The following is a 19,555-nucleotide window of genomic DNA, read 5'->3' as shown; positions in this document are numbered from 1 at the left end:
TCACTTCTTCGATTCCTTGCCCCCCGCACCATCGGAGGAGAGCGCAGCGATGAAGGCCTCCTGCGGAACATCCACCCGGCCGATGGACTTCATCCGCTTCTTCCCCTCCTTCTGCTTCTCGAGCAGCTTGCGCTTACGGGAGATGTCACCGCCGTAGCACTTGGCGAGCACGTCCTTACGAATCGCACGCACGGTCTCGCGGGCGATGATGCGGGATCCGACAGCGGCCTGGATCGGAACCTCGAACTGCTGCCGGGGGATGAGCTCCTTGAGCTTGGCGGTCATCATCACGCCGTAGGAGTAGGCCTTGTCCCGGTGCACGATCGCCGAGAACGCGTCCACCTGCTCGCCCTGCAGGAGGATGTCCACCTTCACCAGGTTCGCCTCCTGATCCCCGGCGACGTCGTAGTCGAAGGAGGCGTACCCGCGGGTGCGGGATTTGAGCTGGTCGAAGAAGTCGAAGATGATCTCGGCCAGCGGCAGCGTGTAGCGCAGCTCCACGCGGGACTCGGACAGGTAGTCCATCCCGTCCATCTGCCCGCGACGGTTCTGCGCGAGTTCCATGACGGCGCCCACGAACTCACTCGGCGTGAGGATCGTGGCCTTGACGATCGGTTCACGCACCGAGGAGATCTTGCCCGCCGGGAACTCGCTCGGGTTGGTGACCACGTGCTCAGTGCCGTCCTCCATCGTGACGTCGTAGATCACGCTGGGTGCAGTGGAGATGAGGTCGAGGTTGTACTCGCGTTCCAGCCGCTCGCGCACGATCTCCACGTGCAGCAGACCCAGGTAGCCCACCCGGAAGCCGAACCCGAGCGCCACCGAGGTCTCCGGCTCGTACACCAGCGCGGCGTCGTTGAGCTTGAACTTGTCCAGGGCATCCCGCAGCACCGGGTAGTCGGAACCGTCGATCGGGTACAGCCCGGAGTAAACCATCGGCTGCGGCTCCTGGTACCCGCCGAGCGCGTGCTCGGCCGGCTTGGCCGCATTGGTCACGGTGTCACCGACCTTGGACTGGCGCACGTCCTTCACACCGGTGATGAGGTAACCCACCTCCCCCACGCCGAGTCCCTTCGTGGCCTGCGGCTCGGGTACGGAGGCGCCGATCTCGAGCAGTTCGTGGGTGGCGCGCGTGCTCATCATGACGATCTTCTCCCGCGGGGAGAGCTGACCATCGATCACCCGCACGTACGTGACCACACCCCGGTAGGTGTCATAGACCGAGTCGAAGATCATCGCCCGTGCCGGTGCGTCCGCGTCGCCGACCGGAGCCGGGATCTGCTCCACGATGGTGTCCAAAAGCTCAGTCACACCGTCGCCCGTCTTGCCCGAGACCCTGAGGCAGTCCTCCGGCTCGCCGCCGATGAGCGAGGCGAGTTCCTCCGCGAAGCGCTCCGGTTGCGCCGCGGGCAGGTCGATCTTGTTCAGCACCGGGATGATCGCGAGGTCGTTCTCCAAGGCCAGATAGAGGTTCGCCAGCGTCTGAGCCTCGATCCCCTGGGCCGCATCGACCAGCAGGATCGCGCCTTCGCAGGCGGCCAGGGAGCGGGAGACCTCGTAGGAGAAGTCGACGTGCCCGGGGGTGTCGATCATGTTGAGCGCGTACGCCTGCTCACCGACCTGCCACGGCATCCGCACAGCCTGGGACTTGATGGTGATGCCGCGCTCGCGTTCGATGTCCATCCGGTCCAGGTACTGCGCCCGCATCGCGCGGTCGGTCACCACACCGGTCAGCTGCAACATCCGGTCGGCGAGCGTGGACTTGCCGTGGTCGATGTGCGCGATGATGCAGAAGTTGCGCAGCAGCTCCGGCGCGGTGGCGCTGGGCGTGATCTGTGCGGCGGCAGCCGGCGTCACGATGGGCACGTGTGGTTCTACCTCGATCGGGTCGGGGGTGGGAGACTCTGCCGTTCATCGTCCCACACGCGGCATGCGCAATGATGGTGGGGTGAGCGCGGTACCGGAGTCCATCGATGCCCTTGCACGCGGTGTGGGGCGGGTGATGCGGCTGCCCACGCTGGTACTGGTCACGCTCGCCTCGCTCGCATCCGGCGTTGCCCTGGTGCTGGCCGTGGTGAACGTCCTCACCGCACCCTCCCTCGGCGTGGGAGAGATCGTCGTCCTGGCCGTGGCCGTGCTGTTCGCGGCACCTGTGGTCACGTTCGCGATCCGCCGACGGCGGTGGTTGCGCCTGAGTGCGTCCTCCACCGGACCCGTGGTCACCACGGAGCTCCTCAGCCCGGACGATCTGGCCGACCGGGTGGAAGAGGAGATGCGTGGACAGCCCGGAGCCGAGGACGTGCGGGTGGTGCTCGACGCGTTCACCGAGAGCCAACTGCCGGCCGGATATGGTCAGCGCCGTGGAGCGGGCCGGTTCGTCGGCCGGTTCCTGGGCTCGGGCAGGCTGGGTCTGGCGGGGTACGCCCTCACACGCGTGGAGAAGGCACAACGTGCGCTCCTGGTCGCGGCCGGCGGACCGGTGCGTGCGCCCTACCTGAAGGACGACCTGCGGCTGAGTGCACTGGCGCTCGTGGGGACTCTGCTCGCGATCCCGCTCGCCTCCCTGCTGGCGATCATCCTCGCCCTGGTGCTGCTGACTGCCTGAGGCGGAACCTGAGACCTCAGAGGGTGACGCACGGCCTTCAGGCCTCCTGGATCATCGTCACCTCCACCTCCTGGGTGGATCGGCCACCGCCCGCATACACGCCACGGATCGGGGTCACGTCCGGGTACTCCCGGCCGCGCCCGACCATCACGTGGTGCTCGGCCACACTGATGAGGTTCGTCGGATCGAAGCCCACCCACTCCCCGCACCAGTACTCCACCCAGGCGTGCGACTCACCCGTGACCGGCTCCCCGATCTGCGCGGTGGAGGTCTGCGGGTGCAGATAGCCGGAGACGTACCGGGTCGGGATGCCCAGGCGCCGCAGCGCCCCTGCCACCAGGTGCGCCAGATCCTGGCAGACGCCCTTGCGCGCCGCCCACGCCTCCGCTGCCCGGGTATGCACGCCGGTGACTCCGGGGACGTACTCCATCAGTTCCCGCACCGCCGTGGCGACGGCGATCGCGGCGTCGGCGGGCTCAAGGTCGCCGGCGGCCGAGCGTGCCAACTGCACGAGGTCGCGGGCTGGTTCGGTCGTGGGGGTGACGGCGAGATACTCGCTCATCCGGTCCTGCACCTCCGGCGAGCGCAAGGTGCTCCATCCGGTTGGGCTGGACGAACGCACCGGGGCCGAGACCTCGACGCGGGACTCGGCCACCACCTCCAGCCGGTCGTGTGCGCCGAGCATCTCGAACGCCGTGACCGACGAGCCCCAGTAGTCGCGGTACTCGGAGGAATACGTCGACGGAGTGGCCTGCACACTGGCTTCGAGCACGACCTGGCCGGGCAGCGTGGCCGGGCGCATACGCACCTCGTTGTAGGAGGCGGTGACGGTCCGCACGTACTCGAAGGTGGTCCGGTGGACGATGTGCAGGCGGCTCACAGTCGGTCTCCGATCCAGTCATCGGCCACACCGGAGGGGAAGTAGCGCAGCCGGATCGCATCGCTGGCATCCGAGCACCCCTCCTGTACGGCCACCATCTCCTCGGTGAGCGAGCTCAGCAGGCTCAGCAACGGCTGGTACTCCAGGCGGGAACGCACCCGCCCGAGCACCTTGCGTGCATCCTCCTCACGCAGGCCACGCCCGTCGATGGGCGCGAGTCTGGTCAGGCACCGTTCAGCCTGTTCGAGTGAGAACAGCACCGAACGCGGGAACAGCCGGTCGAGCAGCAGGAACTCAGCAGCGAGGGTCTCCGAGTCACGGCCCCGATAGGTACGCAGGAAGGCCTCGTGTGCACCGCACGAACGCAGCAGTGTCATCCAGCCGGGGCCGGCACCGCCAGCGAGGGTACGGCTGGTGACGAGCCGGGCGGTCATGTCCGCGCGCTCGATACTGCGCCCGAGCAGGAGGAACTGCAGCGTCTCGTCCCGGCGGGTGGCGGCGTCGGTGATGCCGCCGACGATGGCCGCGCGCTCACGTACCCAGGCGAAGTACTCGTGCGGGCTGGAGGAACGGATCCGGGAGGGCAGCGCATTCCAGGTGGTGTTGAGGCACTCCCACAGCTCCGAGGAGAGAACCTCCCGCGCGCGCCGGGCGTTCTCGCGGGAGGCGGCGAGCGCTCCCGCGATCGAGCCCGGAGCATGGCGGTCGTAGGCGAGGACGTCCAGCACTGTGGTGCGCGTCGCCTCGGTCTCCTCCGATGGTGGCGTGGCCCCCATGACCGCGAGCAGTGCCCGGCACGCCGCCTCCTCCTCCAGGTAGGGGTCCTCGAGCAGATACTGCAGGTGCGCGTCCAGGATGCGGGCCGTGTCGTCGGCCCGCTCGACGTAGCGCCCGATCCAGAACAGTGACTCGGCGATCCGGCTCAGCATGACGACCTCCAGGCGGGGAAGCGCCGGGTCGGCGGTTCGGGTGGCTCACCCGAGCTCGGCGTCTGCTGCTGTTGCTGGTTCTGCTCCCGCATCTCGGTGTCCGTGGGGTTGGCATCCTGCTGCACTCCGGCCGGGGTGTCGCCGTCGGCCGACGAGGGCGCTGGGGGTCCACCCTCGGTGGTGAGGGGTGGCCTGGCACCGCGACGCATCTCACCGAGCACCCAGGTGTCCTTGGACCCGCCGCCCTGCGAGGAGTTGACCACCAACTGCCCCTCGGCGAGTGCCACCCGGGTGAGTCCGCCGGGCAGCACCCAGACGTCGTCACCGTCGTTGACCGCGAACGGACGCAGGTCCACATGGCGGGGCCGGAGCGCATCCCCGGCGAGGGTGGGCACCGTGGAGAGCTGAACGACGGGCTGGGCGATCCATCCACGTGGATCGGCCCGCAGGTGCGCCCGAGCGAGGTCGAGCTCCTCACGGGAGGCGGCCGGACCGATGATGATTCCCTTGCCGCCGGAGCCGTCCACGGGCTTGACCACGAGTTCGTCGAGCCGGTCGAGTACCTCGTTCAGCGACTCCGGCTCCTCGAGGCGCCAGGTGTCCACATTGTTCAGCAGCGGCTCCTCACCCAGGTAATAGCGGATGAGGTCGGGCAGGTAGGTGTAGGTGAGCTTGTCATCGGCCACCCCGTTGCCCACGGCGTTGGCGATGGTCACCGAGCCGGCTCGCGCGGCGCTCAGCAGCCCGGGGCAGCCGAGCAGGGAGTCGGGCCGGAAGACCACGGGGTCGATGAAGTCGTCGTCGACACGGCGGTAGATGACGTCCACTCGGCGGCGGCCCTCGGTGGTGCGCATGTACACCTTGCCACCGGCACAGAACAGGTCGCGCCCTTCGACCAGCTCCACTCCCATCAGCCGGGCGAGCAGGGAGTGCTCGAAATAGGCCGAGTTGTACACCCCGGGGGTGAGCACCACGACGACCGGCTCGTCCACTCCGCTCGGCGCGGCAGCGTGCAATGCCTGGAGCAGCCTGCGCGGGTAGTCGGCTACGGGGCGGATACGCATCCGGGCAAAGAGTTCGGGAAAGGACTGGGCCATGGCACGGCGGTTGGACAGCACGTAACTCACGCCGCTGGGGACGCGCACATTGTCCTCGAGCACCCGCCATCCACCGGCACTGTCACGGATGACGTCGATGCCGCCGACGTGCACCCGGACGCCGTTCGGCGGCTCGATCCCGCGGGCGGCACGGGCGAAGTGGGCCGAGGAGACCACCAAGGAGCGGGGAAGCACGCCGTCGGCGATCGCCTGCTGCGGACCGTAGGCGTCGGCGAGCAGCGCCTCCAGCGCGCGCACCCGCTGGGCGATTCCCGGTGCCAGGACGCCCCACTCATCGGCGTCGATGACGCGGGGCACCGAGTCGAGCGGGAACGGGCGTTCCTCCCCGCCGACGTCGAAGGTGACCCCCTGCGCCAGGTACGAGCGTGCGAGGGCGTCTGCTCTCACCCGCAACTCGTCGGCGTTGAGGCGCCCCATGGTTCGGTGCACATGCTGGTAGGGCGCCCGCACGGTGTGGCCGGGCTCGATCATCTCGTCCCAGGCCACACCCTCGGGGTAGCCGTCGAAGAGGTCTGCCATGGCCTCGACGCTACTGCCCCGATGTGTCCGACGCGTGTCGAACGGTACCGGCGCGCCGGGGACTGAGTACCCGCTACCGTGGTGCGTCATGAGCGTGCTGAGCCGGTTTGTCCGCGCCGCGGCCGGGGTCGCCGTGGACGTCCTGCGTACCCAGTCCCGCAAGGGACGGTCCTCGTCGTCTCAGCATGGCCGGCCCGTGCCGACGGCGCCCGCAGAGGGCACACCCGAGCAGGTTGCCCGCCAGGACGGTGTGCGTGAGTACTCCGGTCGCCTGCCCGAGCTGATCTACGATCCTCGCGCCGATGGTGAGGCTGATCCCGGTGAGGTGGTCTGGGCGTGGGTGCCCTACGAGGACGACCCGAACCAGGGAAAGGACCGCCCGGTTCTGATCATCGCCGAACATGACGGGGGTCTGATCGGCCTGCAGCTGACGTCGAAGGACCACGACCGCGACGCCGAGCAGGAGGCTCGGTGGGGGCGGTACTGGGTCGACGTGGGAAGCGGCGGCTGGGACTCCCAGCGTCGTCCGTCCGAGGCCCGGCTCGACCGCGTGCTGTGGCTCGCCGAGGATGCGGTGCGGCGCGAGGGCGCCGCCCTCGATCGGTCCCGCTTTGCCGACGTGATGGCGGCGCTACGTGCGTACCGTCGCGGCGCTTGATGGGTCCACGGGCTGCTAGACTGGGCGGCTGGCGCCACCGCTAGGCCACCCGGTCTGCGCGCGGCAGCCGCCCATCGACCACGCACAGGGCATCCCCACGCCCCGGTCCCAGGTCATGGGACGCCCTCTACGACGTCAATGAGAGTTTCGCGCCAGCGAACACACGAGAGAGTCAAAACGTGGCAAACATCAAGTCCCAGATCAAGCGGATCCGCACCAACGAGAAGGCCCGCTTGCGCAACAAGGCCTACAAGTCCGAACTGAAGACGCAGGTGCGCAGGGTGCGCGAGGCGATCGCTTCCGGCGACAAGGAGTCGGCCGAGACCGCTCTGCGCACGGCCACCCGCAAGCTGGACAAGGCCGTCAGCAAGGGCGTCATCCACAAGAACCAGGCCTCCAACCGCAAGTCGGCCCTGGCTCAGCAGGTCGCCTCCCTGTGAGGTACACCCTCTGAACGACGGGCTGAGAACGACCGCCTGGGCGAGAGCGCCTGAGCGAAGTGGTTCACCCACGGCCCTGCATGACGGCGCCGCTCCCCTGCCGGGGGTGCGGCGCCGTCGTCGTGAAAGAAGGTCGTGAGAGTCCGGCAGGCAGGCTGCCCTCACCCGTCGGCGAATCCTGAGCAGTCAGCGGATCGTGACCGGCTCGGCCACGTGCTCATAGTGCTCGACCAGCTGAGCACACAGGGCGCGCCAGCTGCGCGGCAGGATCGCCCGACGGCCGGCCTCACCCATGCGGGCCCGCATCCCGGGATCGCGGACCAACGCACCCACGGCACCGACGAGGGCCGCCTGATCGTGCGGCGGCACCAGGAACCCGGACTCGCCCGCGGCGACAAGATCGATGGGTCCTCCGGCGGCCGGCGCCACCACTGGTAGGCCGGAGGCCATGGCCTCTTGCAGTGTCTGCCCGAAGGTCTCCGAGGTGCCGGTGTGCGTGAAGACATCGAGAGCTGCATAGGCGGTTGCCAGCTCCTCCCCCTCCAGGCGTCCGAGCATCACGGCGTCGGTACCGGACAGCTCGCGTTCGAGCACCCCGCGATCGGGGCCGTCGCCGACCACGACGAGCCGCGCGCCGTGCATGCGTGCCAGCGGCGCCAGCTCGGTGACGTTCTTCTCCGGGGCGAGCCGGCCGACGTAGCCGACCAGAGTCTGACCCTGTGGCGCCAACCGCTCGCGCAGCGCCCGCCCTGCCTCGCTCGTGCGGCGATTCGGGTGGTAGAGCACCGAGTCCACGCCCCGGCCCCACCAGTCCGTGCGTTCCACACCCACGGCCGCGAGATCGTCCAGGGAGGCCCGGGACGGGGCGAGGGTGAGGTCGGCGGAGGAGTGCACGCGGCGAATCCACCGCCACGCTGCATGATGGGTCAGGGACAGGCCGTAGGAGCGGGTGTAGCGGGCGACATCGGTCTGAAAGATCGCGACCGACCCGATCCCGTGCCGCCGGGCCAATGCCAGCGCCTGGGCACCGATCCCGAACGGTGCCGCGGCATGCAGCACGTCCGGGCCGAACTCGAGGACGGCGCGGGTCAGGCGCCTGCTGGGCACCCCGGCGCGGAACCCGCGATAGTCGAGGGCCGGCACCGGGAAGACCGGGAAGCCGGCGTACTCCCGCGGTGCTGGTCCCGGACAGACCACGATCGCCTGGTGCCCCTGCTCGGCCAGATGGTCGAGCACCCGGAGCACTGACGTGGTCACGCCATTGAGACTGGGAAGGAAGGACTCGGTCACGACAGCGACTCGCACGGCTTTCAGCCTGTCGTGAACATGTGAACACAGCGCAGCGGGCATCCGACGCCCGGGTGAACCTTGATCGTTGTCGTGGACCGACGGCGCGAAGACATACGATCCAGTTCAGCGGCCGCGCCGGCCGTGCGGTATCGGGGATGCCCCTCTCCAGACCCGGAAGATGCGATCAGTGAGTTCCCGGGTTCGCGGGTTCCCTGGTTCGCGGCTGCGCCGTTGGCGACCGCTCCGTGCGCAGCCTCAGCCCTCGCGGGCTGAGGCGACGATGAGCACGGCACGCTCGACGGCGTAGCGAGCGTCTCGCGACTCCCCCTTCACCTGCGCGTCCGCATCCGCAACGGCGGTGATCGCACGGGCCAGTCCTTCGGGCGTCCACCCCCGCAGTTCTCGGCGGGCACGGTCGACCTGCCATGGCGGCAAGCCGAGATCAGCGGCCGACCCGCGCCCGCGGGTGGCGGCCACCTTCGCAAGAGTCCGCAGTTTCATGGCGAGGACGGCCACCAACGGGACCGGGTCCACCCCGGTTTCGAGGGCATGGCGAAGCAGCGTGATCGCCTGCGTCTGCTCACCGGCCACTGCGGCGTCGGCCACCCGGAAGCCGGTCGCCTCCACGCGTCCGCCGTAGTAGCGCTCGACCACATCCGGGGTGATCGTGCCGGTGGTGTCGGAGATCAGCTGGGAGCACCCGGCGGCCAGCTCTCGCAGATCGGAGCCGAGCGCCTCGACCAGGGCCTGCACCGCCGCGGAGGTGGCCCGGCGGCCCGCGGCGCTGAACTCGGCGGCAGCGAAGTCGGCCTTCTCCCCGTCTCGCTTGATCTGGTCGCAGGTCACGACGGGATATCCGGCCTTGCCGATCGTGTCCAGGAGCTTCTTTCCCCGAGTGCCCTTCTCGTGCCGGATCACCAGGGTGACGTCCTCGATCGTGGAGCCGGCCGCGGCGACGTGGGCCAGTGCGTCCTCGATGAAGGCGTCCGAGGCGGACTCGGTGCCCTCGACGATCAGGTGCCGGTGCTCGCCGAACAGCGACGGGCTCGTCAGCACCTCGAGCTGGCCACGTTCGTAGGCACCGGCTTCCAGCACCGTCACCTCGGCCTCCGGGTCGTGCTCTCGCACCAGCGCGGTCAGGCGTGCGACGGTGCGGTCGACGAGGAGTCCTTCACCGCCCCGGACGAGCACCACCGGCGCGAGCGGCACGTCCCGCCAGGAGGGTCCGGCGGCGGGGCGGGAGCGACGAGCTGGAGGCACAGGTACAGCCTGCCACCACGCGGTGACAACGCCGAATCGAGGCGCTAGGGCAGCACGGGCAGTGATGCACCGGGCAGGCCTGCCCAGCCATGAGCGACTGCGGCGATCCACGCGGTGCACCACGAGGCGGCGTGGACAAGCAGGTCAGTAGCTGCGGGGGCTACTGGCCCGAGCAGCGCCACCGCCAGACCGAGGATGGTCGCCGGGGCCACCACCGGTGCCGCCATGAGATTCGCGGGGACCGCATAGAGCGGGATCGCCGGTTCCAGGAGCAGCAGCACCGGGGTGCAGGCGATCTGCGCGGCAACGGGAACGGCCAGACCCATCGCGAGTGGAGCCGGCAGCCACCGGCCCAGCCACGCTGCCAGCGCTCGGCTGCCGACGAGCAGCCCACCGGTCGCCAGGACGGACAGGGCGAAACCGTAGGAACGTGCCATCCAGGGGTCCACGCCGAGGAGCAGGACCACAGCGCTCGCCAACGCCGGTAGCGCGGCGCGCGGCCGCCGAAGCCACAGACCCAGCAACAGCACTCCACCCATCACAGCCGACCGCAGCACGCTGCCGTCCGGGTGCACGAGCGCCACGAACGCCACCAGGACCAGGCCGCCGACGACCGCCTGGAGGTTCCGCGGTGCCCACCACAGGAGCGTGAGCACGAGTCCCAGGACGAGTGCGACATGAGCCCCCGACACTGCGGTCAGATGGGTCAGGCTCGTGCGGCGCATCGCCTCCTGCAAGGCCGGCGGCATGGCCCGGTCGTCTCCGACCGCGATCCCCGGGACGAGCCCACGGGAGGCCGGTGGCAATGGCGCGCTGGCGCTGACCAGCCCGGCACGAAGGTCGGCCACGATCGCCCGCCACCCCTGCGGCGGGTCCCGGGCGCCGGGTCCTTCGGGCATCACCAGCATCGCCCGGCTGTCTCCCGGGTCTGTCGCGGACAGGCGAGCGTTCACCCGCACCATGGCACCGGTGGCGGCCTCGCTCCAACGGTCGTCGGCGAGAACCAGCACGGGCAACGCAGTGCCGGGATGCGTCCCGACTCCAAGCAGCGTCGCCTCGATCCGTACACCCGTCCCCTGAGTCAGCTCCACCGGGTCACCGGTCAGTCGTAACCGGACGGTCTCGGTCACACCGTCCAGTGCCCGGACCTGCTCCGCGCGCTGCTCGACCCGTGGCGCCACCGTCGCCAGGACGGCTGCGGCGAGCAACACGCTCAGCACGGCCGTGGCGTGCACTGAGCGCACCGGTACCCGGCGGTGGCGCCCCCGGGATCGCCGGCGATCCCGGGGGCGATGACCGTCGTGCCGGTAGAGATCCCGGCGCAGACACCGCAGCAGGCCCAGCGCCACGACCAGGAGCGAGAGCACGACCAGCCACACCGCGGTGCCCGGTAGACCCACGCCGGCACCGCACCCGGCCCACACCAGGCACCCGCCGGGAACGAGTCGCCAATCTCGCCGCGCCCCCACCGGTTGCGACGTCATAGGACCGCCTCGTCCCGCAACCGCTCCAGCGTGGCCGGGCCGATCCCGGACACCTGGAGCAGGTCCTCGACGCTCTCGAAGGGGCCATGCTCAGTACGCCACGCGACAATCTCGGATGCGAGCGCTGGGCCGATACCCGTCAATTGCTCCAGCGTCGGCGCATCGGCGCTGTTCAGGTCGACCAGCGGCTCCGAACCCTCCGCGGCGCCAGTTCCGGGCGCCGGCCGGGCAGCCTCGCCTTCGTGGGGCAGATACACCTGCTGCCCATCCTCGACCGGGGCCGCGAGGTTGACGGCATCCAGATCCGCGTCCGGGACCGCCCCTCCGGCGGCCTCGATCACATCAGCCACTCGTGTGCCCTCCGGCACGGTCACGACACCCGGCTCCACGACGGCACCGGCGACATGCACGACCACCACCGCTGCGGCGCTTCCGTCGCTGTCATCTCCGGCGTCAGTCGAGGGCTCATCCGCTGCGGGCTCCGGGGAGGGAAGGGGCACGGCAACCGGTTCTGGGCCCATCGTGCGTGCCATCAGCACCACTACGACGACCAGTGCCACGACGAGCACGATGATCGCCACGCGCGCGGCCATGGTGACTGGCATCTCCGTGGCGGCACCGGCGGCCCGTCTCTGTCGCCGGTCACTTCGCCGGTCGCTGCGCCGCCCCTCGACAGCGACGCCGGGAACGTCCTCGAACTCGATTCCACCCTGCAGGTCCGCCGGCGCCGCGCCGTAGGCAGCCACCACCGCACGCCGCAGGCGCTCGCGGGGCTCACGTGCTTCCACGGCGGCGACGCTAACCGGAAGGGACCTACGCGGGCCGGCCAGGACGAGGGGGTTGTGGATGCCACCTCCGAACCGCAGGGGCTGTGGACACGTCAGCTCCGCCGTCGGGGGCTCGCGGACGAGCAGCTTCTTCTAGGCTGACCGTCATGAGCGAGAACACCGCGGACCTGGCAGCCTTGCGAGCCGCCGCAGCGCAGGCCGAGGCCGAGGCGGCCCAGGCACGGGCTGAGGCTGCCAGGGCGGCACTCGAAGCGGCTGAGGCGGCCGCTCGAGATCAGGCGAGGACTCCCGCCGATCGCGCGGCGGCGACGTCAGAGCCTTCCGAACCATCGGAGGTGTCGGAGCACGCGGCGAGCATCGCCGCCGGGTACAGGCCAGAGGTCCCGTGGCTGCCACTGGGAGCGCTCGTCGAGAACGACGAAGCCCTGGCGGGCGTTCCGATCGGGATCCCTCTGCGTTCGCTCAACCGGCACGGCCTGGTCGCCGGCGCCACCGGTACGGGCAAGACCCGCACCCTGCAGCTGATGGCCGAGGGGCTCAGCGAGGCCGGTGTCCCCGTCTTCGTCACCGACATCAAGGGCGACCTGTCCGGACTGGCCGTCCCCGGCGAGGCCGGCGACCGGCTCCTCGAACGCACCACCAGCATCGGGCAGGACTGGACGCCCGCCGGCTATCCGGTGGAGTTCTACAGCCTCGGCGGCGTCGGCCACGGGGTCCCGATCCGGACGACCATCACCGACTTCGGTCCGCTACTGCTGGCCAAAGTGCTGGACCTGAACGAGACGCAGGAGTCCGCCCTGACCCTGATCGTGCACTGGGCCGACAGCCAAGGCCTGGCGTTGCTCGACCTCAAGGACCTGCGGTCGGTGGTCTCCTACCTCACCAGCGACGAAGGCAAGGACGAGCTCAAGGACATCGGCGGCATCGCCACCTCCACGGCCGGGGTGATCCTGCGCGAGCTCTCCGCCCTGGAAGCCCAGGGCGCTGACGTGTTCTTCGGCGAGCCGGCGTTCGACACCGCAGACCTGCTGCGTTCTGCTGCGGACGGGCGCGGCGTCATTTCCGCGTTGGAGCTGCCCGACCTCCAGGATCGCCCGGCCGTCTTCTCCACCTTCCTGATGTGGTTGCTCGCCGACCTGTTCGGTGGGTTACCCGAAGTCGGCGACCCGGAGAAGCCGAAACTCGTGTTCTTCTTCGACGAGGCACACCTGCTGTTCAAGGGCGCCTCGGACGCGTTCACCGACCAGGTGATCCAGACGGTGCGGCTGATCCGGTCCAAGGGGGTGGGCATCTTCTTCGTGACCCAGACCCCCACCGATGTGCCCGACGAGGTGCTCGCCCAGCTCGGCAGCCGGGTCCAGCACGCACTGCGGGCGCACACCCCGAACGACGCCAAGGATCTACGGGCCTCCGTGCGCACCTACCCCACGAGCGAGTACGACCTGGAGGAGCTCCTCACGAGCCTGGGCACGGGCGAGGCGGTCGTCACCGCGCTTGGCGAGGACGGGGCACCGACGCCCGTGGCGTGGACGCGCCTGCGGGCGCCGCGGGCCGCGATGGATCCGGCTCCCGAGGCGCAGATCGAGCAGATCGTCACCGCCTCCGCGGGTTCGGCGCGCTATGGCACCGCCGTCGACCGGGAGTCGGCTTTCGAGATGCTGGCCGCCCGGATCGCGGCCGAGGACGTGGCGGCCCAGGAGGCAGCGCAGGCGGCCGCACGGGCTGAGGAACTCGAGGAGATGGAGGCCCGGCTCCGCAAGGAGGCCGAGGCGGCCCGCAAGGCCGAGGAACGCCGGGCGCAGGAGACGGCCCGGGCGGGACGGTCGGTGCTGACCTCCGTGCTACGAACCGCGGGCACCACCTTGGCGCGCGAGGTCACCCGGTCGCTCTTCGGCACGCGGCGGCGCCGCTGAGAGCCACTGCTCGCTGCCCCAGCAGGGACGAGCGCTGAGTTGTTCGGCGTTCAGTCGCTCGATGCCGAACAACTCAGCGTTCGCGGCGCCCTCGGGGCACGCGCCTCAGATCATGCCGGGACGATGTTGACAAGCTTGGGTGCGCGCACGATCACCTTGCGCACCTGGGCACCGTTCAAGGCGCGCTGCACGCCTGGGTCGGCGAGCGCGGCGGCCTGCAGGTCGGCCTCGGAGATGTCCGGGGAGACCTCGAGTCGCCCACGCACTTTGCCCTTGACCTGGACCACGCAGGTGACGACATCCTCCACGAGCAGCGACTCGTCCACCTCAGGCCAGCCGGCGCGTGCCACGGTCGGGGCGTGGCCCAGCCGCTCCCACATGTCCTCGGCCGTGTACGGGGCGACCAGCGAGAGCAGGATGGCCACCGCCTCCACGGCTTCCCGCACGGCCGGATCGGCCCCGCCACAACCGGAGTCGATGGCTTTGCGGGTGGCGTTGACCAGCTCCATCGTGCGAGCCACTACCACGTTGAACCGGTGCGACTCGATCAGGCCCGCCGCCTCGTGCAGGGTCCTGTGAGTCACCTTCCGCAGGGCGGTATCGCCCTGGTCCGCGGGGGTCCCGACGGCGGAGGTCACGTCTCCCGCCAGGCGCCACGCCCGCTGCAGGAACCGTAGCGACCCGGCCGGGGACATGTCCGCCCAGTCGATGTCGTCCTCCGGCGGGCCGGCGAATACCAACGTCAGGCGCACCGCGTCGACGCCGAACTCTGCCAGCTGCTCCCCCAGGCTCACGCCGTTGCCCAGGGATTTGCTCATCTTCTTGCCCTCGTTGATCACCACGCCCTGGTTCAGCTGCGCGGCGAAGGGCTCGCGCACCTCCAGCAGGCCCATATCGGCCAGCACCTTGGCGAAGAACCGGGCATACAGCAGATGCAGCACGGCGTGCTCGACACCGCCGACGTAGATGTCTGCAGGCATCCAGGCATTCGTCAGCTCGGGATCGAACACCTGGGTGCCATCGTTCGGTGAGCAGTAGCGCAGGAAGTACCAGGACGAGTCGACGAAGGTGTCCATGGTGTCGGTGTCGCGCTTCGCCGCAGCACCACAGCGCGGGCAGTCGACGTTCACCCAGTCGGTGGCCGTCGCCAACGGGGAGACGCCTTTCGGCTTCAGGTCGGCACCGCGCATGTCCGGCAGCGTCACCGGGAGCTGGTCCTCCGGCACCGGAACCGCACCGCACGACTCACAGTGGATGATCGGGATCGGGCAGCCCCAGTAGCGCTGCCGGCTCAGCAGCCAGTCGCGCAGCCGGAAGTTCACGGCGCGGGTGCCGGTGCCCTCGGACTCCAGTCGATCGACGATCGTGGCGATCCCGGCCTGCTTGTCGGTGAGCCCGTCCAGCACTCCCGAGCTGACGTAGGAACCGTCACCGGTGGTGGCCACACCGGAGGTCTCCGGGTTCTCCTCACCGGTGTCGATCACCCGGCGCACCGGCAGTCCCATGGCGCGGGCGAAGTCGAGGTCGCGCTGGTCGTGCGCGGGTACCGCCATGATCGCCCCGGTGCCGTAGTCGGCCAGCACGTAGTCGGAGGCCCACACCGGCACCTGCTCCCCGCTGACCGGGTTCGTCGCGGTGACGCCCAGGTCCACACCGGTCTTGGGTCGCTCGGTGGACATGCGGTCGATGTCGGAGGCCTTGCGGGTCTGCGCCAGATACGCCTCGAAGGCCTCACGTCGCTCGGGAGCGACGATCTCGGCGGCCAGCCCGGCGTCGGCGGCGACGACCATGAAGGTGGCGCCGTAAAGGGTGTCCGGGCGGGTGGTGTAGACAGTCACGACCCGGTCGGATCGGTCCGCCAGGTGCAGCGTGAAATCGACGTGGGCGCCCTCGGAGCGTCCGATCCAGTTCCGCTGTGCGGTGACCACGCGATCCGGCCAGGTCGATGCCAGGCCGTCCAGGTCGTCGAGCAGTTCCTGGGCGTAGTCGGTGATCTTGAAGTACCACTGGTTCAGCTCACGCTTGGTCACCTCGGCACCGCACCGCTCACACCGCCCGTCCACGACCTGTTCGTTGGCCAGCACGGTCTGGTCGTTCGGGCACCAGTTGACCGGCGAGTACTTCTGATAGGCCAGCCCGCGCTCGGCGAACTTCAGAAACAGCCACTGCGTCCACCGGTAGTACTCCGGGTCGGAGGTGTGCAACCGTCGGGACCAGTCGAAACTGATGCCGAACTTCTTGAACGAGGCCGCCTGGGTGTCGATATTGCCGTAGGTGTAGGTGGCCGGGTGCTCATCATTGCGGATCGCGGCATTCTCGGCCGGCAGGCCGAAGGAGTCCCAACCCATCGGGTTCATCACCTCGAACCCGCGCAGCCACCAGTACCGGGCGATGACGTCGTGCAGGGCTGTCACCTCGGCGTGCCCCATATGCAGGTCCCCGCTCGGGTACGGGAACATCGTGAGGGCGTACCGCTTCTGCTTCTCGCCGGTGCGCACCGCCTCGTCGTCGGCACGGAAGGGCTGGAGCTCCTCCCACACCGGCAACCACTTCGCCTCCATGGCGTGCGCGTCGTAGGTGGTCTCGATCTGCTCGGTGCTCATTCGCCTCGTCTCCCGGGTGAGTCCTGCCCTGTGGCATCGGCACAAAAAAGCCCCTCTCACAGAGGGGCAGCCGCGACGGTGTGTGATCTACCGACGCGGCTCGATAAGGAGCAGGACCAACTGCATACGCCCATGGTAGCGCCCCTGCGCCGGTGGACGGCTGCGCACCTCACGGGCCAGTTGTCAGTACAGCCAGCGCCCGCCGGGGTCATCACTGCCAATCGTGCGGCTCCCCGCGCGGACTGCGGCCGGCCGACCTAGCATGAAGACGAGGGAGACCTCTCGTCGCGGCGAGACCGCGACGGGTTCCGACCGAAGGGAAGGACACACGTGAGCACACACGCCACCCGCCCGAAGGCACCGGACGTCGTCATCGATCGACTGCAAGCCGCCCTTGTCGACCTGATCGACCTCGCCCTGCAGGGCAAGCAGGCGCATTGGAACCTGCATGGCCCCCACTTCCGGTCCATCCACCTCCAGCTCGACGAGGTGATCGCGGACCTGCGGGGATGGTCCGACGAGGTCGCCGAGCGCCTGGCTACCCTCGGCACCGCACCGGACGGCCGTGCCGCGACCATCGCTGACTCCTCGCACGTGCCTGCTGTGGACGCCGGGCAGATCGGCACCGACAAGGTGATCAAGATCTTCGATGACCGGCTCCAGGCCACCAGTGAGCGGATCAAGTCCGGGCTGGCGGACCTGGAGGTGGACCTCCTCAGCCAGGACCTGCTGATCGGGGTGGCCACGGGCCTGGAGAAGCACGCCTGGATGTTCCGCTCAGCGGAGGGCTGAGGTCCGCACCGAGCAACCTTCGCAGCACCGCCCGGGCCGCAACATGCAGTCCGGGCGGTCGTGCCTCAGGCGCCGGGGCCTACGCGCGCTGGCCGACCGCGACCGCCTGCGCGAGTCGGGCCGCCTCACGGCCCGCCCGCTCGACGCGAGCCGCCAGCTCCACACCCGGCGCGCCGGCGACGGCGAAGTCGTCCTTGGCGGCGTACACGGCCGTGGGCACCACCAGGGCACCGAAATAGGCGAACAGTGGCCGCATCGCCTGGTCGATCATCAGCTGGTGGCGGGTGCTGCCACCGGTCGCGGCGAGCACCACCGGCTTACCGCGCATCGACGTCGGTTCCACCAGGTCCCAGAACCCCTTGAACAGACCGGCGTACGTGCCGCGGAACACCGGAGTGCCTGCGATCACCAGGTCCGCCTGCTCCACTGCACGCAACGCCTCATCCAGCGCACCTGAGGGCAGACCGATCACGGTGGCGTCCGCGATGTCGGTGGCCACGTCCCGCACGTCGACGGTCCGTGTGGTCACGTTCGCGCTGGCGGCGACCTCCCGCACCAGCGCGTCCGTCAGCGCACGGGTGGTGGAGGGGAATCCCACCCCGCCGTTGACCGCGACCACGGACAGGGTCTCGGACTCAGTCATCGTTCTTCCTCCTTCTGTGATCCTGCACGCCTGGTCTCGCCTGCGTGCCGGGCATCGTCAGGGCCGGTCTCGGGGTCCTGCAGCTTCGCGCACAACCGTCGCAGCTCGACCTGCTCATCCTCGGTGAGCACGGCGTCCAGCCGGGAGCTGATGGAACGCACGTGCCGCCGTCCGACGCGCCGCTGCAGTTCAGCCCCACGGTCGGTGAGCGCAACAATCACACCCCGGCCGTCGCCGTCGGCGATCCGGCGTTCCAGAACACCGTCAGACGCGAGGCGATCCACCATGCGCGACAGACTCGGCTGGCTCATCAGCAGGTGCGGAACCAGGTCGCGCATCCGGGCCGCTCCCCCGCACCGGGCGAGTGTGAACAGCACGTCGTACTCGCGGGATGTGAGCGGCGCGAAGTCCTTGGCCTCCTCGAAGTGACGCATCAGGTGCACCTGAGCCCGGAAGAGTGCCTCCCACGCGGGGGCTGCGGTCCGCGCACTCATCGCGGGATCGCACTCCCGGACATCGGGTCCACAGCGAACTTCGGCGTGAGGTCGACCGGTCCTCCGTTGGCCTCCACGCGGGCGGCATGGGTGGGCCCGTCCGGCACGTGAGCGGGGCGGTTCATCGCGAGCTCCTTGCGCAGCACCGGCACCACCTCGCCGCCGAGCAGGTCGAGCTGCTCCAGCACGGTCTTCAGCGGCAAACCCGCGTGGTCCATCAGGAACAGCTGACGCTGGTAGTGACCGAAGCTCTCGGTGAAGGTGAGCGTCTTGTCGATCACTTCCTGCGGGCTGCCCACGGTCAGCGGGGTCGCCTCGGTGAACTCCTCCAGGCTCGGCCCGTGCCCGTAGACCGGCGCGTTGTCGAAGTATGGCCGGAACTCGTTGACGGCGTCCTGGGAGTTCTTGCGCATGAACACCTGGCCGCCGAGTCCCACGATCGCCTGGTCGGCACTGCCGTGGCCGTGGTGCTCGAACCGCTGCCGGTACAACCCGATCAGCTGCTGGAAGTGCTCCTTCGGCCAGAAGATGTGGTTGGCGAAGAAGCCGTCGCCGTAGAAGGCAGCCAGTTCGGCCACTTGCGGCGTACGGATCGATCCGTGCCAGACGAAGGGGGCGACGCCGTCCAGTGGACGCGGGGTGGCCGTAAATCCCTGCAGCGGGCTACGGAAGCGGCCCTCCCAGTCGACCTGCTCCTCATCCCACAGCTTGCGCAGCAGCTGGTAGTTCTCGATCGTCAGCGGCAGACCCTGGCGTGGGTCCTGTCCGAACCACGGGTACACGGGGCCGTGGTTGCCACGCCCGAGCATGAGGTCCACCCGGCCCTGCGCGACGTGCTGAAGGAACGCATAGTCCTCGGCGATCTTCACCGGGTCGTTCGTGGTGATGAGGGTGGTCGAGGTCGACAGGATGATGCGCTCGGTCTGCGCGGCCACGTAACCGAGCAGCGTGGTCGGTGAGCTGGGGATGAACGGCGGGTTGTGGTGCTCACCGGTCGCGAACACGTCGAGGCCGACGTCCTCGGCATGCTTGGCAATCGTCAGGATCGCCTTGATGCGCTCGTGCTCGGTGGGTGTGCGACCTGTCGTGGGGTCGGTGGTGACGTCCCCGACGGTGAAGATGCCGAACTGCATGGTCTG

The 19,555-nt window shown here is 69.4% G+C and carries 17 protein-coding genes; 5 read left to right on the top strand and 12 right to left on the bottom strand.

Annotated elements, in window-relative coordinates; translation table 11 throughout:
- Window positions 1-1,866: a translation elongation factor 4 gene (gene lepA, locus FV560_RS06270; protein ID WP_159620606.1), complete on the bottom strand. Its 1,866-nt coding sequence runs from the start codon at window positions 1,864-1,866 to the stop codon at window positions 1-3.
- A gap of 82 nt (window positions 1,867-1,948) precedes the next feature.
- Between lepA and FV560_RS06265 the strand changes: the two genes are divergently transcribed.
- Complete coding sequence (locus tag FV560_RS06265) at window positions 1,949-2,605, top strand: hypothetical protein (protein WP_159620604.1); 657 nt, start codon at window positions 1,949-1,951, stop codon at window positions 2,603-2,605.
- Between the two features lie 37 nt (window positions 2,606-2,642).
- Here the strand turns inward: FV560_RS06265 and FV560_RS06260 are convergent, their stop codons facing one another.
- From FV560_RS06260 to FV560_RS06250, 3 genes are read right to left on the bottom strand one after another with little or no spacing between them, the layout of a single operon-like run.
- Window positions 2,643-3,485 carry a transglutaminase family protein gene (locus FV560_RS06260; protein ID WP_159620602.1) on the bottom strand — a complete coding sequence of 281 codons (843 nt, stop codon included), beginning with the start codon at window positions 3,483-3,485 and terminating at the stop codon, window positions 2,643-2,645.
- Entirely contained in the window at window positions 3,482-4,414 is a 933-nt protein-coding gene (locus FV560_RS06255; protein ID WP_159620600.1) for an alpha-E domain-containing protein, read from the bottom strand. The genes FV560_RS06260 and FV560_RS06255 overlap by 4 nt, the downstream gene beginning before the upstream one ends.
- Window positions 4,408-6,051 carry a circularly permuted type 2 ATP-grasp protein gene (locus tag FV560_RS06250; protein WP_159620598.1) on the bottom strand — a complete coding sequence of 548 codons (1,644 nt, stop codon included), beginning with the start codon at window positions 6,049-6,051 and terminating at the stop codon, window positions 4,408-4,410. The genes FV560_RS06255 and FV560_RS06250 overlap by 7 nt, the downstream gene beginning before the upstream one ends.
- An 88-nt stretch (window positions 6,052-6,139) precedes the next feature.
- On the opposite strand from FV560_RS06250, the gene FV560_RS06245 reads away from it, so the two are divergent.
- Together FV560_RS06245 and rpsT are read left to right on the top strand one after the other, a co-directional pair.
- Window positions 6,140-6,709, top strand: coding sequence for a type II toxin-antitoxin system PemK/MazF family toxin (locus tag FV560_RS06245; RefSeq protein WP_200837553.1), 570 nt, complete (start codon window positions 6,140-6,142; stop codon window positions 6,707-6,709).
- A gap of 179 nt (window positions 6,710-6,888) precedes the next feature.
- Complete coding sequence (gene rpsT, locus FV560_RS06240; protein WP_159620594.1) at window positions 6,889-7,149, top strand: 30S ribosomal protein S20; 261 nt, start codon at window positions 6,889-6,891, stop codon at window positions 7,147-7,149.
- Window positions 7,150-7,335: 186 nt separating this feature from the next.
- Here the strand turns inward: rpsT and FV560_RS06235 are convergent, their stop codons facing one another.
- The 4 genes from FV560_RS06235 to FV560_RS06220 form a co-directional block, all read right to left on the bottom strand.
- The gene (locus FV560_RS06235) at window positions 7,336-8,454 is read right to left on the bottom strand and encodes a glycosyltransferase family 4 protein (RefSeq protein ID WP_159620592.1); all 1,119 of its coding nucleotides are present in this window, start codon (window positions 8,452-8,454) and stop codon (window positions 7,336-7,338) included.
- A 240-nt stretch (window positions 8,455-8,694) separates the two neighbouring features.
- On the bottom strand, window positions 8,695-9,699 hold the full coding sequence (gene holA / locus FV560_RS06230; RefSeq protein ID WP_159620590.1) for a DNA polymerase III subunit delta: 1,005 nt from the start codon (window positions 9,697-9,699) through the stop codon (window positions 8,695-8,697).
- 44 nt (window positions 9,700-9,743) lie between these two features.
- Complete coding sequence (locus FV560_RS06225; protein ID WP_159620588.1) at window positions 9,744-11,183, bottom strand: ComEC/Rec2 family competence protein; 1,440 nt, start codon at window positions 11,181-11,183, stop codon at window positions 9,744-9,746.
- Window positions 11,180-11,971, bottom strand: a complete 792-nt coding sequence (locus tag FV560_RS06220; protein ID WP_159620586.1) for a helix-hairpin-helix domain-containing protein — start codon at window positions 11,969-11,971, stop codon at window positions 11,180-11,182. Before FV560_RS06220 ends, FV560_RS06225 begins: the two co-directional genes overlap by 4 nt.
- A 146-nt stretch (window positions 11,972-12,117) precedes the next feature.
- Here FV560_RS06220 and FV560_RS06215 point away from each other — a divergent pair, with 146 nt between their 5' ends.
- Window positions 12,118-13,884 (top strand): helicase HerA-like domain-containing protein, encoded by a 1,767-nt coding sequence (locus tag FV560_RS06215; RefSeq protein ID WP_159620584.1) that lies wholly within the window; start codon window positions 12,118-12,120, stop codon window positions 13,882-13,884.
- A gap of 110 nt (window positions 13,885-13,994) precedes the next feature.
- Here the strand turns inward: FV560_RS06215 and leuS are convergent, their stop codons facing one another.
- Entirely contained in the window at window positions 13,995-16,487 is a 2,493-nt protein-coding gene (gene leuS / locus FV560_RS06210; protein WP_159620582.1) for a leucine--tRNA ligase, read from the bottom strand.
- Window positions 16,488-16,817: 330 nt separating this feature from the next.
- Between leuS and FV560_RS06205 the strand changes: the two genes are divergently transcribed.
- On the top strand, window positions 16,818-17,279 hold the full coding sequence (locus FV560_RS06205) for a Dps family protein (protein ID WP_159620580.1): 462 nt from the start codon (window positions 16,818-16,820) through the stop codon (window positions 17,277-17,279).
- A 79-nt stretch (window positions 17,280-17,358) separates the two neighbouring features.
- On the opposite strand, the gene FV560_RS06200 is transcribed toward FV560_RS06205, so the two are convergent.
- The 3 genes from FV560_RS06200 to FV560_RS06190 are packed head-to-tail and all read right to left on the bottom strand — an operon-like array spanning window position 17,359 to window position 19,549.
- Window positions 17,359-17,922 (bottom strand): CE1759 family FMN reductase, encoded by a 564-nt coding sequence (locus FV560_RS06200; protein ID WP_159620578.1) that lies wholly within the window; start codon window positions 17,920-17,922, stop codon window positions 17,359-17,361.
- On the bottom strand, window positions 17,919-18,416 hold the full coding sequence (locus tag FV560_RS06195; RefSeq protein ID WP_159620576.1) for a MarR family winged helix-turn-helix transcriptional regulator: 498 nt from the start codon (window positions 18,414-18,416) through the stop codon (window positions 17,919-17,921). Before FV560_RS06195 ends, FV560_RS06200 begins: the two co-directional genes overlap by 4 nt.
- Window positions 18,413-19,549, bottom strand: coding sequence for an LLM class flavin-dependent oxidoreductase (locus FV560_RS06190; RefSeq protein ID WP_159620868.1), 1,137 nt, complete (start codon window positions 19,547-19,549; stop codon window positions 18,413-18,415). Before FV560_RS06190 ends, FV560_RS06195 begins: the two co-directional genes overlap by 4 nt.
- Window positions 19,550-19,555: the final 6 nt, after the last annotated feature.

Origin of the sequence: Ruania rhizosphaerae (assembly GCF_009805705.1) — a bacterium.
In the GTDB taxonomy this organism is placed as follows: domain Bacteria; phylum Actinomycetota; class Actinomycetes; order Actinomycetales; family Beutenbergiaceae; genus Ruania; species Ruania rhizosphaerae.
The sequence above is the reverse complement of the archived record's forward strand: the minus strand, read 5'-3'. Positions and strand labels throughout refer to the sequence as shown.

Bases quoted from the DNA above. Each gene is read 5' to 3' on its own strand.
- FV560_RS06195 (WP_159620576.1), bottom strand. From the start codon at position 18,416: ATGAGTGCGCGGACCGCAGCCCCCGCGTGGGAGGCACTCTTCCGGGCT.
- FV560_RS06245 (WP_200837553.1), top strand. From the start codon at position 6,140: ATGAGCGTGCTGAGCCGGTTTGTCCGCGCCGCGGCCGGGGTCGCCGTG.
- FV560_RS06225 (WP_159620588.1), bottom strand. From the start codon at position 11,183: ATGACGTCGCAACCGGTGGGGGCGCGGCGAGATTGGCGACTCGTTCCC.
- FV560_RS06215 (WP_159620584.1), top strand. From the start codon at position 12,118: ATGAGCGAGAACACCGCGGACCTGGCAGCCTTGCGAGCCGCCGCAGCG.
- leuS (WP_159620582.1), bottom strand. From the start codon at position 16,487: ATGAGCACCGAGCAGATCGAGACCACCTACGACGCGCACGCCATGGAG.
- FV560_RS06200 (WP_159620578.1), bottom strand. From the start codon at position 17,922: ATGACTGAGTCCGAGACCCTGTCCGTGGTCGCGGTCAACGGCGGGGTG.
- FV560_RS06250 (WP_159620598.1), bottom strand. From the start codon at position 6,051: ATGGCAGACCTCTTCGACGGCTACCCCGAGGGTGTGGCCTGGGACGAG.
- FV560_RS06255 (WP_159620600.1), bottom strand. From the start codon at position 4,414: ATGCTGAGCCGGATCGCCGAGTCACTGTTCTGGATCGGGCGCTACGTC.
- FV560_RS06190 (WP_159620868.1), bottom strand. From the start codon at position 19,549: ATGCAGTTCGGCATCTTCACCGTCGGGGACGTCACCACCGACCCCACG.